This is a genomic window from Petroclostridium xylanilyticum (genome assembly GCF_002252565.1).
Taxonomy (GTDB): Bacteria; Bacillota; Clostridia; order SK-Y3; family SK-Y3; genus Petroclostridium; species Petroclostridium xylanilyticum.
The window spans coordinates 43,523-57,033 of record NZ_NPML01000002.1; the positions used below are offsets into that span (position 1 = coordinate 43,523).

General features: G+C 37.9%; 12 protein-coding genes. 11 read left to right on the plus strand and 1 reads right to left on the minus strand.

Features of this window, described 5'->3' with window-relative positions:
* Positions 1-270 precede the first annotated feature (270 nt).
* Entirely contained in the window at positions 271-2,163 is a 1,893-nt protein-coding gene (gene htpG / locus CIB29_RS00345) for a molecular chaperone HtpG (protein WP_094545648.1), read from the plus strand.
* Between the two features lie 85 nt (positions 2,164-2,248).
* Here htpG and CIB29_RS00350 read toward each other — a convergent pair whose 3' ends face one another.
* Positions 2,249-3,337 carry a hybrid sensor histidine kinase/response regulator gene (locus tag CIB29_RS00350; protein ID WP_094545650.1) on the minus strand — a complete coding sequence of 363 codons (1,089 nt, stop codon included), beginning with the start codon at positions 3,335-3,337 and terminating at the stop codon, positions 2,249-2,251.
* Between the two features lie 272 nt (positions 3,338-3,609).
* Here CIB29_RS00350 and CIB29_RS00355 point away from each other — a divergent pair, with 272 nt between their 5' ends.
* The 10 genes from CIB29_RS00355 to ureB all read left to right on the plus strand — a co-directional run bounded on the left by CIB29_RS00355 (position 3,610) and on the right by ureB (position 13,507).
* On the plus strand, positions 3,610-6,330 hold the full coding sequence (locus CIB29_RS00355; protein WP_242965005.1) for a hybrid sensor histidine kinase/response regulator: 2,721 nt from the start codon (positions 3,610-3,612) through the stop codon (positions 6,328-6,330).
* A complete protein-coding gene (locus CIB29_RS00360) occupies positions 6,323-7,405 on the plus strand; it encodes a response regulator transcription factor (protein ID WP_094545654.1) in 1,083 nt (360 codons plus the stop codon). The genes CIB29_RS00355 and CIB29_RS00360 overlap by 8 nt, the downstream gene beginning before the upstream one ends.
* Positions 7,406-7,682: 277 nt before the next feature.
* Positions 7,683-7,856 (plus strand): hypothetical protein, encoded by a 174-nt coding sequence (locus CIB29_RS18455; protein ID WP_157910159.1) that lies wholly within the window; start codon positions 7,683-7,685, stop codon positions 7,854-7,856.
* A gap of 15 nt (positions 7,857-7,871) precedes the next feature.
* Positions 7,872-9,161 carry an urea ABC transporter substrate-binding protein gene (gene urtA, locus CIB29_RS00365; protein ID WP_094545656.1) on the plus strand — a complete coding sequence of 430 codons (1,290 nt, stop codon included), beginning with the start codon at positions 7,872-7,874 and terminating at the stop codon, positions 9,159-9,161.
* Between the two features lie 75 nt (positions 9,162-9,236).
* Entirely contained in the window at positions 9,237-10,145 is a 909-nt protein-coding gene (urtB, locus tag CIB29_RS00370; RefSeq protein ID WP_094545658.1) for an urea ABC transporter permease subunit UrtB, read from the plus strand.
* A 16-nt stretch (positions 10,146-10,161) separates the two neighbouring features.
* Positions 10,162-11,286 carry an urea ABC transporter permease subunit UrtC gene (gene urtC / locus CIB29_RS00375; protein WP_479724512.1) on the plus strand — a complete coding sequence of 375 codons (1,125 nt, stop codon included), beginning with the start codon at positions 10,162-10,164 and terminating at the stop codon, positions 11,284-11,286.
* 43 nt (positions 11,287-11,329) lie between these two features.
* Positions 11,330-12,076 (plus strand): urea ABC transporter ATP-binding protein UrtD, encoded by a 747-nt coding sequence (urtD, locus tag CIB29_RS00380; RefSeq protein WP_094545662.1) that lies wholly within the window; start codon positions 11,330-11,332, stop codon positions 12,074-12,076.
* A gap of 2 nt (positions 12,077-12,078) precedes the next feature.
* On the plus strand, positions 12,079-12,771 hold the full coding sequence (gene urtE / locus CIB29_RS00385; protein ID WP_094545664.1) for an urea ABC transporter ATP-binding subunit UrtE: 693 nt from the start codon (positions 12,079-12,081) through the stop codon (positions 12,769-12,771).
* A 40-nt stretch (positions 12,772-12,811) separates the two neighbouring features.
* The gene (gene ureA, locus CIB29_RS00390; RefSeq protein ID WP_094545666.1) at positions 12,812-13,114 is read left to right on the plus strand and encodes an urease subunit gamma; all 303 of its coding nucleotides are present in this window, start codon (positions 12,812-12,814) and stop codon (positions 13,112-13,114) included.
* 21 nt (positions 13,115-13,135) lie between these two features.
* Positions 13,136-13,507 (plus strand): urease subunit beta, encoded by a 372-nt coding sequence (gene ureB / locus CIB29_RS00395; RefSeq protein WP_094545668.1) that lies wholly within the window; start codon positions 13,136-13,138, stop codon positions 13,505-13,507.
* Positions 13,508-13,511: the final 4 nt, after the last annotated feature.

Below are 13,511 nucleotides of genomic sequence, written 5' to 3' on the forward strand. Positions count from 1 at the left end.
GAGGGTGATTTTCCGGCTGCAACATTCTATACGTGATGCTACTTACCCGTCACAATGTATGTCATATATTTAGTGTTATTTATATATATTACTACTGGCTTCGGAGGTATGTTGTTAGCACTCTATGACGACGAGTGCTAATTTCTTCTTGACAATGTATTTTTTCCAGGTGTAAAATATAAAATGCAAAAAGCTAAATATCCTATAAGTCTTATGACTTATATAGTTTATGAATAGAAAACAAAACACTTAAGATGAGGAGGGGTTGTAATGATTCATGAAAATGGGAATATTGCGGTACATACTGAGAATATTTTTCCTATTATCAAAAAATGGTTGTATTCTGATAAAGATATTTTTGTCCGGGAATTAGTTTCCAATGGTTGCGATGCAATTAGTAAATTAAAGAAATTATCCGCAATTGGTGAAGCGGAAATTCCTGAAGATACAAAATATTATGTAAAAGTAGTCTTTAATAAAAAAGATAAAACGCTCCAGTTTATAGATAATGGTATTGGTATGACTGCCGAAGAAGTTAAGAAGTATATTAATCAGGTTGCTTTTTCAGGAGCGGAGGATTTCCTGGCAAAATACAAGGATAAGACGGATGAAGGCAGTCAAATTATCGGGCATTTTGGATTAGGATTTTATTCAGCTTTTATGGTAGCCGGTCGCGTTGAAATTGATACCCTTTCCTACCAAAAAGATGCTGAAGCGGTAAAATGGATTTGTTCCGGCGGGACAGAATACGAGATGGATACTTCCAAGCGCGCTGAAAGGGGTACTACTGTTACTTTACACATTGCCGAAGACAGCGAGGAGTTTCTGGATGAATTTAAGTTAAGAGAGATATTACTAAAATATTGTTCATTCTTACCCGTTGAGATCTATTTGGAGAATGCAGACCCTGAGAAGAAGGATAAAAAAGACGGTGAAAAAGAGGAAGCACCAAAGCCTATTAATGATCCGCACCCACTATGGCTCAAAAAGCCTATGGATTGTACTGATGAGGAATACAAGGACTTTTACCGGAAAGTATTCCATGATTTTAATGAACCTTTGTTCTGGATTCATTTAAATGTAGATTATCCGTTTAACCTGAAGGGTATTTTATATTTTCCTAAGTTGAGGCATGAATTTGAAAGTATTGAAGGACAGATAAAATTATATAATAATCAAGTATTTGTAGCCGATAATATTAAAGAGGTAATCCCCGAGTTTTTAATGCTGCTAAAAGGTGTGCTGGATTGTCCTGATTTACCTTTGAACGTATCCCGTAGTTTCCTGCAAAATGACGGTTATGTATTGAAGGTTTCAAGTCATATTACAAAGAAAGTTGCTGATAAGCTGACCGGACTCTTCAATACCGAAAGAGAAAACTATAACCGTTACTGGGATGACATCCATCCGTTTATTAAATACGGATGTATCCGTGACAATAAATTCTATGAAAAAGTAAAAGATATTATCATCTATAAAACAATTAACGGGGAATATGTTACTTTAAAACAATATTTAGAAAAGAATGAATCCAGGCATAAAAACAAAGTATTTTATGTAACAAATGAAAAGCAGCAGGCCCAATATATTAACCTGTTTAAAGAGCAGGGATTGGATGCAATATTGCTGCCTTCAACAATTGATACGCATTTTATCCAGTTCCTCGAGATTCAGGAAAAGGATGTGAAGTTTAACCGTATAGATTCCGACCTCTCTGAAAGCTTGAAAAATACAGAAGATAAACAGGATGAAACTGCTGATAAAAATATAAAGGAAAGTCTGGAGAAGATATTCAAAGAGACATTAAATAACGAAAAGTTGAAGATACAGGTAGAGAATCTAAAAGCTGCCAATGTCTCCGGAATGATACTATTATCCGAGCATTCAAGAAGAATGCAGGAAATGAGCGCAATGTTTGGCGGCATGGACATGAGAGCCATGTTCCCCGAAGAGCAGACACTGGTATTGAATAAAAATAATAACCTGATCAAAATGATTCTCACATTAAAGGATAAACCGGAAAAGAAAGAAGACGTAAAGATGATTTGTGAGCAGATTTACGACCTCGCAATGATGAGCCACAAACAACTGGAATCGGAAGCCATGACCAGATTTATTGAAAGAAGCAATAAAATATTAACAAGATTAGCGGAGTTGGAATAATTTTACTACTGTGATTAAGGAGCAATGCCACAAGGTGTTGCTCTTTTTCATTATTTTTTCTAGGGTGGAACTAGAGGTTAAAAATTTATGTTTTTGGAAAGCTAAAGTAGAAGGTTGCACCTTTGTCTACCTCACCTATCATCCAAGCCTTACCATGGTGCCTCTTTAATATTTTTTGACATATTGCCAATCCTACACCGGAGCCTTCAAACTCGTTCTGCGAGTGAAGTCTTTGAAATACTCCAAAAAGCCTTGAAGCGTACCGCATATCAAAGCCCACGCCATTATCCCGTACTGAAATGATATATTCACTCTCACTTTCGGACGATGTGACTTCAATGATTGCTTTTTTTCTATTGCGAGTATATTTTAGAGCATTGGAAAGAATATTCAAAACAAGAAGTCTTATCATTACAGGGTCGCCTTTTATATCAGGAAGGTGCTTTACATTAAATTTGATTTGCCTTTTGGGCTGAAGTTTTATAAGTTCATCATAAACCTTATGAAACAACTGCTCCAGATGGATAACCTCAGTTTGCATCTGCATTTCACTCATCTTGGAAAACTCAAGCAAATGGTCAATGATATTTATTACTTCCATCGATTTTTCCCGAATATTATTAATTAGCTCCTGTCCCTCACTATCCAATTTATCAAGGTAGTCTGACGCAAGATACTCGATTAGCTTGCTAATGGACAGTAAGGGAGCTTTTAAATCGTGAGATACAGAATAGCAAAAGCTATCAAGTTCACGATTTGCTTCTCTAAGGGATTGGGTCTGTTGTTTCAATTTTATATGCGTATTTACACGTACAAGTAATTCTGAGATATTGAAGGGTTTAACAACATAATCCTGAGCACCGAGCGCAAACCCTTTCTTGATACTTTCTTCATCATTGCTGGCAGTTAAAAAGATAACCGGTATGCTGCTAAAATCACTGTTACTTTTAATAATTTCACAGATTTCAAAACCATCCATTTCCGGCATATATATATCCAAAAGGATGAGATCTGGTTGATGTTGTTTGATTAATTTCAAAGCAGTGTTGCCTTTTGTTGCGATTCTTACTCTGAAATTGTTTTCGCGAAGTACGGATACGGCGGCTTCTATGTGTTCAGGGGTATCATCCACTAACAGTATTTCTGGCTGACTTATTAGATGAATTTTTCCCAAGAATACCAACTCCTGATTACAGCATAATTTTATATATATTTTAACTGAGCGATTGAATTAAGGCAAGTATAATTAATATTTTAATATTTTTAAGCTATTGTAAAAGCAGTTTTTTTGGTTTAAAATAAATTAATAAGGCATAGAGGCCAAGTTTGAAGAACTTACAAACTTGTTTCTATGCCTTTTTTTTATAAATTAAAAAAATCCGGATCGATATATTCACCATTTATTTTTGCATGGAGGTGTTGGAAACATTTTGTATGAAATCAAAAATGATCATAAAGCAATCGACGATTAGTGCGCTAATGTTAGGGATATTTTTCTTTATAGCAATACTCCTTGGAGCTAGTATTTTATATATGAACTCTAGTATTCAAGCTGAACGAACAGCAGAAAAGAGAAGAACCGAGTTTAAGCAACTTGGCATCAATCTGGCGGATGCCTCGGATTATCTTACAGATGAAGCGAGAAAATACGCTGTTACTAAAGACATCACTCATCTGAAAAAATATTGGGAAGAAATAAATATCACGAAAACACGGGACAATGTTATAGCACGACTCCGAGAATTAAATTCGCCAAGCGATGAATTGGCACTTCTGGCTGAAGCTAAAAAAAATTCAGACGCCCTTGTTGAAACCGAGAGACGGTCGATGCGACTGGTCCTGGAGGCATTGGGTGAAGCTGAAAGCAATATGGTACCTGAAGTGGCAAGTTTTCATTTGAGCAGTGAAGATCAACAACTCAGCAAGGATGAGAAATTGGCAAAAGCACGGGATATCATGTTTGACGCTAAGTATGATGCAGACAAAAGAAGTATCATGGATCCTATCGCGCAATTCCAGAAAATCATGAATGCCAGGTTGGAAGCTGAATTGGAGAATGCACGTAAAGCAACAACAAGGGCTGCAATATTGCAGGCCATACTGGCAGTGATTATTATGTGTGCAATTGCTGTGCTAATAAGAATATTATTTACACAAGTTACGTATCCAATAAAGAATTATACAGAACTATTAAAAGATTTTTCCTTTAGTAATGAAATTTTCAGTCTCACACCAGAAGGGTCGCAGGAGTTGAGAATGCTGGCACAGACCTTTAATCAATTATATAATTCCTTTCAAGATGAACTGATTAAAAGGAAACGTGCGGAGGAAACTATGAAAGCTGCCAAGGAAGAAGCAGAACTGGCAAACAGTGCAAAGAGCCAATTTCTTGCAAATATGAGTCATGAGATAAGAACACCTTTAAATACCATTATTGGATATCAATATCTCCTTGAAAATACCCATCTTCAACCCAAACAAAAGGAATATTCCGAAAAAATCGGGATGGCGGCAAAAAACCTGTTGGGAATTATCAATGAAATACTTGATTTTTCAAAAATTGAAGCAGGAAAAATGACTCTTGAAGCAGTTGAATTTGACCTTTACAGCATCATAAACGATCTTTGCAGCATGGTTGGTTTTGAGGCCCAACAAAAAGGACTTGAGCTTAAATTTGATATTAAACCCGATGTACCAAAGTATTTAAAAGGTGATACTACCAGGTTAAAGCAGGTGATTTTAAACCTTCTTTCAAATGGAGTAAAGTTTACTCATGAAGGAAGTCTATATATTCTAGTTGAATTGGTTAAAAAAGAAAAAAACATTGTTATTCTCCGGTTTAACGTTTCTGATACCGGAATAGGTATACCCGAAGAAAAGAAAATGTCCATTTTTGAAGTTTTTACACAGGGTGATGCATCTACTTCGAGAAAATATGGAGGGACAGGTCTTGGACTGGCCATTTGTAAAAAAATTGTTGAACTCATGGATGGTGAAATCTATGTCGAAAGTGAGGTAGGAAAAGGTTCAACATTTAGTTTTACAGCTAAGTTTGAAATATTAGATAAAATTCCGGTTACACAAAATGAAAATAAAATAGAAGTATTAAAAGGAATTTTCAAGCAAAAAAAGATCCTGCTTGTAGAAGATAACGAGATTAATTTGCAAATGACAAAGGAAATTCTTGAAAATTTTGGTTTTAATGTTGATACCGCCGAAAGCGGCTCTTTAGCAGTCCTAATGGTACGACAAAAATTATACGATGCAGTTTTAATGGACATTCGAATGCCCGAGATGGATGGATATGAAGCTACACGCCGCATAAGGGCATTACAGGGTACTGACAATCTGCCCATTATCGCATTGTCGGCAGATGCAGTGGAGGGGGTGGCTCAAAAAGCGAAAGAGGCCGGTATGAACGGATATTTGACTAAACCCTTGAATCCGGTAAAACTTATGAATGCTTTGAAAAGTTTTTTAAATATTGAAGATAGTGTTCAGGTTTTTGATGAACCTTTTGAAGAAGAATCTGATTTTCAAAATTGTATTGACTTTGAAAACGGAATTAAAAGAATGGGTGGCAAAAAGGCAAAATATAAAGACATCCTTGAACAGTTTATTTGTAATCACGGGCAAGATGATAAAAAGGTAAATTATTTTATATCTGTAGAAGATTTTGAAGAAGCTAAGAAACTTGTGCACACAATAAAAGGCATTGCAGGCAATATTGGGGCAAACGGTCTTATGAAAGTGTCTGCAAGACTGGAAAAAGCTATTGTAAACAGGGTAGATGAGGAAATGGAATCTGCAAAAGAAGATTTTGAAAATGTGCTAAAGGCGGTTTGTGATTGTGCGACTAAATTTATAAACACCGTACTAAATCAAGAAAATACAGAAGATAAAAGATTGGTTGTTGAGAACATGGGAAATATCCTACAGGATCTTCTTAATTTATTAAAAGAGGGAGATTCAAGAGCTAAAGACCTCTTTGAATCATGTAAGTATTATCTTTCGAAAAAATTAGATAGAAGGGAGTACAACCAGTTGAATCAAAAAATCTTATCCTATAATCTTGAAGAAGCGGCAGAAACTTTACATAAAATTATTATGAGAATTAAGGAAAAAAGAAAGATAGTTGAAATAGGAGAGAAGGGAAAGCATGTATAAAGTATTGATTGTTGATGATGACAAAACAACAAGATATATGCTTAAACGGTTTAAAAAATGGAGTGAAAATGGGTTTGTAATTAAAGAAGAGGCTTGTGATGGGAAAGAAGCTCTAAAAAAGCTTGAATCAGGACAATTTGACCTGGTTATTACTGATATTAAAATGCCGGGCATGGATGGAATAGAATTTCTGAATGAGCTTAAGGTTGCAAAAGTAGATGTATGTGTAATATTTCTAAGTACCCATAGTGATTTTAATTATGCTAAACAAGGCATTCGTCTTGGAGTATTTGACTACATGACCAAGCCTGTGAATGACGACGTGTTAGGTGAGACTCTAGAAAGAACTAAAAGGCATTTGGATGAAAAGAATTTACAAAAAATGAAATTTGAAGAGGAGAGAAAACTGCTTGAAGAAAATCTTCAGTTTTATTATCCAAAAAAACGGGAGATAAATCTTGTCTCATTACTTATGTCAGGAGATTCACAGATTTTAGAGGAGGCAGAAAGGACTTTTTTGGATATTTCTAATACATGTGAGAATAATTTTTATAAAATGGACATGCTGCTTGAAAAAGTGCTCACGAAACTATCGGAGGAAATGGCTGTTGTTTACCCGTGGCTTGGAATAGTTGAAAAGATGGAATCATGGGATAGTATACCTTATGGCGGAGGGGCAGAGGATTTGAAAAAAAGATTTGTTGAATATATTGGAAGAATGCTAGAAACAGTAAGGAAATATGAACTACATCAGCCAGACAGTATTGTTAAAAAGACTTGCGAATATGTTCTAAATCATGTGGAAGATGACATAAGTCTTGAAAAAATAGCACAGGAAGTGCATATGAGAAGCGACTATATTGGAAAGCTTTTCAAGAAGAAGACAGGGTATCATTTTAGTGATTATGTCACAAAGGTTAAGATGGAACATGCAAAATATCTGATTCGTACAGGAAACTACAAAAACTATGAGGTAAGTGAAAAACTTGGTTATAGCAGTCCGGATTATTTTTCTCGTTTATTTAAAAACTATACCGGATATACACCTATTGAATTTAGAAAAAGAGGGATTTAAGAAAATTGCATTTTTTTATAGTAAAATTACTATTTTTTTATGTTGCTTTGTTTTGAATTGGGTTGTAATATAATGATGTAAATATTGATGGTTGATTCTTGTTTTGGATCAATCGAATATGGCTTAGGCGCTATAAAGAATGCACTTTCCATGATGGAAGTTGAAATGTGTGTATTGTTTATAGCGCCTATTATTTTTATTTACATTTAGTCATTACAAAACATTACATTCATGGCCATGAAATGTGTGTTAATGAAAAGAGCTGGGAGGTCGGAGTTTGGAGTTTGCGAAACCCGATAGAAGTGGCGCGAGGAAGCACCATCATACATGGAATGTTACAGTCGGAAAATCACCATTCGAAGACCTGACCAATCAGCCATATTTTCATTGTTTTTGTACCGGGGCTACTCGGTATGGTTTTTGGAAAGAATACGTTCATAAACAAATTTGAAAGGTGGTCATTGTAATGAAAAATAGGTTTTTTAAAGAGTTAAGAAAGGGAATTATTAGTGTGATATCTATGACTATTACGGTATCAATGCTGCTCTTGGCAGGGTGTGGCGTCCAGAAATCGGACCAATCAAAGCAATCGGCTACTTCCGATGTAAGTACTCAAACCAGTACACCGGCTGCCACTGGTGATACAATCAAGGTGGGTATCTTACATTCTCTAAGCGGTACAATGGCAATTAGTGAAGTGTCTCTTAAAGATGCTGAAATGATGGCTATTGAAGAAATCAATGCTGCAGGCGGCGTTCTTGGCAAAAAGATTGAGCCTGTCATTGAAGATGGAGCTTCAGACTGGCCCAAATTTGCCGAAAAGGCAAAGAAACTTTTACAAAATGACAAGGTAGCAACGGTCTTCGGATGCTGGACTTCTGCGAGCCGTAAGGCGGTACTTCCGGTATTTGAAGCAAATAATGGCCTGTTATGGTACCCTGTACAGTATGAAGGAATGGAATCTTCGCCAAACATATTCTATACCGGTGCGGCTCCAAATCAGCAAATAGTGCCTGCAGTTGAATGGCTGCTCAAAAACAAAGGTAAGAAGTTCTTCCTCCTGGGGTCTGATTACGTTTTCCCGAGAACCGCTAACAAAATAATTAAAGCACAGTTAAAGGCCATGGGTGGCGAGCTTGTAGCAGAAGAATATACACCGCTTGGACACACAGACTACAGCACAATTGTCAATAAGATCAAGACAGCAAAACCGGATGTTGTATTTAACACATTGAATGGAGACAGCAATGTTGCTTTCTTCAAGCAGTTAAAGGATGCAGGAATAACTTCGAAAGATATTACCACATTGTCGGTAAGTATTGCAGAAGAGGAAATACGCGGAATCGGTGCTGAAAACATAAAAGGTCATCTTGTTTCATGGAACTACTACCAGACTACAGATACTCCGGAAAATAAGGAGTTTGTGAGGAAATACAAGGCAAAATACGGTGAAAATCGTGTAACGGATGATCCTATAGAAGCTGCTTACATACAGGTATACCTATGGGCAGAAGCAGTGAAAAAGGCCGGAAGCACAGATGTCGCCAAGGTAAAGGAAGCCGCAAAAGGCCTTGAATTCAAAGCACCGGAGGGACTGGTCAAGATAGAAGGCGAAAACCAGCATCTTTGGAAACCTGTAAGAATCGGAGAAGTTCAGGAAGATGGCTTGATAAAGGAGATTTGGAGTACAGGAGAATCGGTAAAGCCTGATCCGTTCCTAAAGACCTACGATTGGGCTAAAGACCTGAGCAATTAATTAAAATGGCTTTGTCTGTGCAGGATCAGATTTAACATCCTGCACAGACAAAAATATTGGAGAGTGAATGGGGCTATGAATACATATATACTGCAAATATTTAACGGTATAAGCGTGAGTTCTGTCTTTATGCTGGCTGCTCTGGGACTTGCCATTACTTTTGGCCTTATGAAGATTATCAACATGGCCCATGGTGAGCTTATCATGATTGGCGCCTATGTGACATATTTGGTACAAAACATGTTTGTATCCTTTGTTGATAAAAGTTTATTTGACAGCTATTTTATTGTGGCCATACCTGCTGCTTTTCTTGTTACAGCCCTTGTGGGATATCTGCTTGAAATTACAATTATCAAGCGTCTTTACGGAAGACCCCTTGACAGCATGCTGGCTACTTGGGGAGTAAGCCTGGTTTTGCAGCAGCTTGCAAGAAACATTTTTGGGGCTCCCAATGTGGACGTCAAGAGTCCCAAATGGCTGAATGGCGGAATTGTTCTTATGAAAGATCTGCAGCTTCCGTATAAGAGGCTATTTATTATATTGCTTACAACATTTTGCATATTTGGAGTGTACTATTTTCTGTACAGGACCGGCAGTGGACGCAGGATACGCGCTGTAATGCAGAATAGAAGCATGGCTGAAAGCCTTGGCATAAATACAAGAAGAATTGATGCCATGACTTTTGCATTTGGGTCAGGGCTGGCAGGCATTGCAGGTTGCGCTCTTACACTTCTTGGTTCTATCGGGCCGACCCTGGGGACCAATTATATCGTTGATACGTTTATGGTTGTGGTTCTAGGTGGGGTGGGCAGGATCATTGGGACGGTAGCAGGGGCTGGAGCGATAGGTATTGGAAACACTACCTTCGAATTTTTTACCAATGCATCCCTTGGAAAAGTACTTGTGTTTTTGGTAGTAATCATGTTCCTGCAATGGAAGCCACAAGGGTTCTTTACAATAAGCAGCCGCACCCTTGATGAGTAACGGGAGGTGGAACAAGTTGACACAGATTGTTGAAAATTTCAAAAAATACATATTGGGAAAGACCGGTGCCGCATTCATAATATTTATAATTTTATGCCTAGCACCACTGTTTTTATCCGATTTTAGGACCAATTTGCTGGGCAAATTCGTAGCCTATGCAATACTTGCCCTTGGCATTGACTTGATTTGGGGATACACGGGAATATTGAGCCTTGGACATGGTGTTTATTTTGGGTTGGGAGCCTATTGTATGGCCATGTACCTAAAATTGGAATCCAGTAGAGGCAAGCTGCCGGATTTTATGGAATGGAGCGGACAGGAAACATTGCCGTGGTTTTGGAAGCCATTTGCATCAGCTCCGTTTGCAATGATCATGACGGTTCTTTTACCTGTCATACTGGCATTGCTGATAGGATATTTAACCTTTAAAAACCGGATCCGGGGAGTATATTTTTCAATATTGACACAGGCTCTTTCTATCATTTTTGTGGTTCTATTTGTAGGCCAGCAGGCCTACACCGGTGGAACAAACGGTATAACAAATTTTAAAAGCATTTTTGGTTTTCCTCTTTCTGCTTCTTCGACCAAGGTGGGGCTTTATTACGTGTCTGTACTGATGCTTTTAGTGGCATATTTATTTTGCGAATTTATCGTAAACAGGCGTACGGGGAAAGTGTTGATTGCGATTCGGGATGCTGAAAACAGGGTCAGGTTTTCAGGATACAATCCTACGGTATACAAGGTATTTGTTTATTGCATTTCAGCTGGCCTGGCCGGGTTGGCTGGCGCGATATTTGTCCCCCAGGTCGGCATTATATCTCCTGCAGAAATGGGGATTGTACCGTCGGTGGAAATGGTGATATGGGTAGCCATAGGCGGCCGTGGAACATTGATTGGCGGGATTATCGGCGCAATACTTGTTAATTTGCTAAAGAGTGGGTTTAGTGAAAGCTTTCCCGATATATGGTCATATTTCATCGGAATTGCTTTTATCGTTGTTGTTATTTTCATGCCATCAGGGCTGGTGGGAATTTTTAATCAAGTTAGAGGAAAGTTAGGGAAATTTACGAACACTGAAGAGAAGGAAAACAGCGTTAAAATATTTGCAAAAGTTTCAAATGCTGGAACCGATAAAGTATAGTTTTATTCATCATAAAAGAATAATCCAAAAGGTGTGGTTCTATATGAATAGAGTTTTGGAAATCAAGGATTTGACGGTTAGTTTTGATGGATTCAAAGCCGTAAATCATCTTAGTACTTCTGTAAAAAAAGGGGATATACACTTTTTTATAGGTCCTAATGGCGCCGGCAAGACTACCCTGCTTGATGCAATCTGCGGGCGGGTAAAGCCTGCTGCAGGCAGTATTATATTCAAGGGAACAAGTGATGTGACCAAAATGTCGGAACATGAAATCGTTGAACTTGGAATTGGAAGGAAATTTCAAGTTCCTTCAGTTTTTAACGGTATTACAATTTATGAAAACATGGAGCTTGCGGCTGAGAAGAAGAGGTCAATATACTCTACGCTCTTTTCAAAGCTTACTGGGGAGCAAATGGAAAGAATCAAGCATGTGCTCAATATCATTGGTTTATACGAAAAGAGGTACAAGATGCCTGCAGCTTTATCTCACGGAGAGAAACAATGGCTGGAAATCGGAATGCTTCTTGTTCAGCAGCCGGAAATCATGCTTTTGGACGAACCTGTAGCCGGCATGGGGAGAAAGGAAACGGAAAAGACCGGCCAACTTCTGAAAGAAATATCAAAGGAATGTTCTGTTGTGGTGGTTGAACATGATATGGAGTTTGTAAGAGAATGTGCAAGCACCGTAACGGTTCTTCATGAGGGAACTCTTCTAGACGAAGGTGATATGGAAAAAGTCCAAAAAAATCCAAGAGTGATTGAGGTGTATTTGGGAAGAGGGGGTGAATAAATGTGCTTAACGTTAAAAATTTGAGTGCATATTATGATGAAAGCCTCATATTGAAGGACATAAATTTAAGGATGAATGAAGGGCAGGTAGTTTGCCTTCTTGGAAGGAATGGAGTTGGAAAAACGACTTTTCTGAAAAGTATAATGGGTCTTGTGAGAACACCAAACGGCAGCATTTCATTCGATGGAACCGAAATGATTAAAATGCCTACTTACAAAAGGGCACTTGAAGGAATTGGCTATGTCCCGCAGGGACGGGATATTTTCCCGCAGCTAAGCGTCTATGAAAACCTGCTTCTTGGGCTTGAAAGAAACAAAAATAAAGGCACCATGGATGAAAGCATTTACGAACTCTTTCCGGTTTTAAAAACCATGCTGAAGAGAAAAGGCGGGGATTTAAGCGGTGGACAGCAGCAACAATTGGCAATCGCCAGAGCTCTTGTATCAAATCCGAAACTGCTTTTACTGGATGAGCCTACAGAGGGAATTCAGCCTTCCATTATTCAGGAAATTGCCAGAGTCATAAAAAAGCTTAAAAGCAATGGAAAAATAACCATGCTTATTGTTGAACAGTATCTGGAGTTTGTTTTAGAGGTTGCTGATTATTTTTACGTTATGGATAAGGGGAGAATTGTAATGGAGGGTGCCACTAAAGATGTTGACCCTCAAGAAATTCAGGAGAAGATAGCCATTTAGGCCTATAGTAAATTTTATTCTGATTGGGAAGGTGATGGTTGTGCATTTAACACCAAAAGAAATAGAAAAACTGATGCTGCACTTTGCGGGAGAACTGGCCAAAAAAAGAAAAGAGAGAGGCCTTAAGCTGAATTACCCTGAAGCAGTTGCATTGATCAGTGCAGAATTAATGGAGGCTGCAAGAGATGGAAAAACAGTTACCGAGTTGATGCGTTTTGGGACGAAGATTCTTACAAAGGATGATGTGATGGAAGGTGTGGATGCCATGATTCACGAAATCCAGATTGAAGCAACATTTCCTGACGGTACAAAGCTTGTTACCGTACATAATCCCATTCGTTGATTAAAGGAGGCGGAGGCTTTTATGATACCAGGCGAATATTTTATTAAAAACGAATATATTACCTTGAACAGCGGCAGGGAAAAAATTGCTATCAGGGTTTCAAATACTGGAGACCGGCCTGTTCAGGTAGGTTCACATTACCATTTCTTTGAAGTAAATAAATGTCTATCATTTGAAAGACAAAAAGCATTTGGTATGAGGCTTAACATTCCCTCTGGAACGGCGGTTAGATTCGAGCCGGGAGAGGAGAAGGAGGTTGAATTGGTTTCTATTGGTGGAGGAAAAATTATTCATGGCTTAAATGGTCTTACAGGAGGACACTTAAAGGATGAAGAGATTTTTAAAAATGCTATTTTAAAGATAAAAAATCTGGGGTTCAAAGGAGCTGAATGAGATC

What these genes read in the sequence shown, in the direction of transcription:
- CIB29_RS00360 (WP_094545654.1), top strand. Translation starts at nt 6,323, where the DNA reads ATGTATAAAGTATTGATTGTTGATGATGACAAAACAACAAGATATATG.
- urtD (WP_094545662.1), top strand. Translation starts at nt 11,330, where the DNA reads ATGAATAGAGTTTTGGAAATCAAGGATTTGACGGTTAGTTTTGATGGA.
- htpG (WP_094545648.1), top strand. Translation starts at nt 271, where the DNA reads ATGATTCATGAAAATGGGAATATTGCGGTACATACTGAGAATATTTTT.
- urtA (WP_094545656.1), top strand. Translation starts at nt 7,872, where the DNA reads ATGAAAAATAGGTTTTTTAAAGAGTTAAGAAAGGGAATTATTAGTGTG.
- ureB (WP_094545668.1), top strand. Translation starts at nt 13,136, where the DNA reads ATGATACCAGGCGAATATTTTATTAAAAACGAATATATTACCTTGAAC.
- urtB (WP_094545658.1), top strand. Translation starts at nt 9,237, where the DNA reads ATGAATACATATATACTGCAAATATTTAACGGTATAAGCGTGAGTTCT.
- CIB29_RS00355 (WP_242965005.1), top strand. Translation starts at nt 3,610, where the DNA reads ATGATCATAAAGCAATCGACGATTAGTGCGCTAATGTTAGGGATATTT.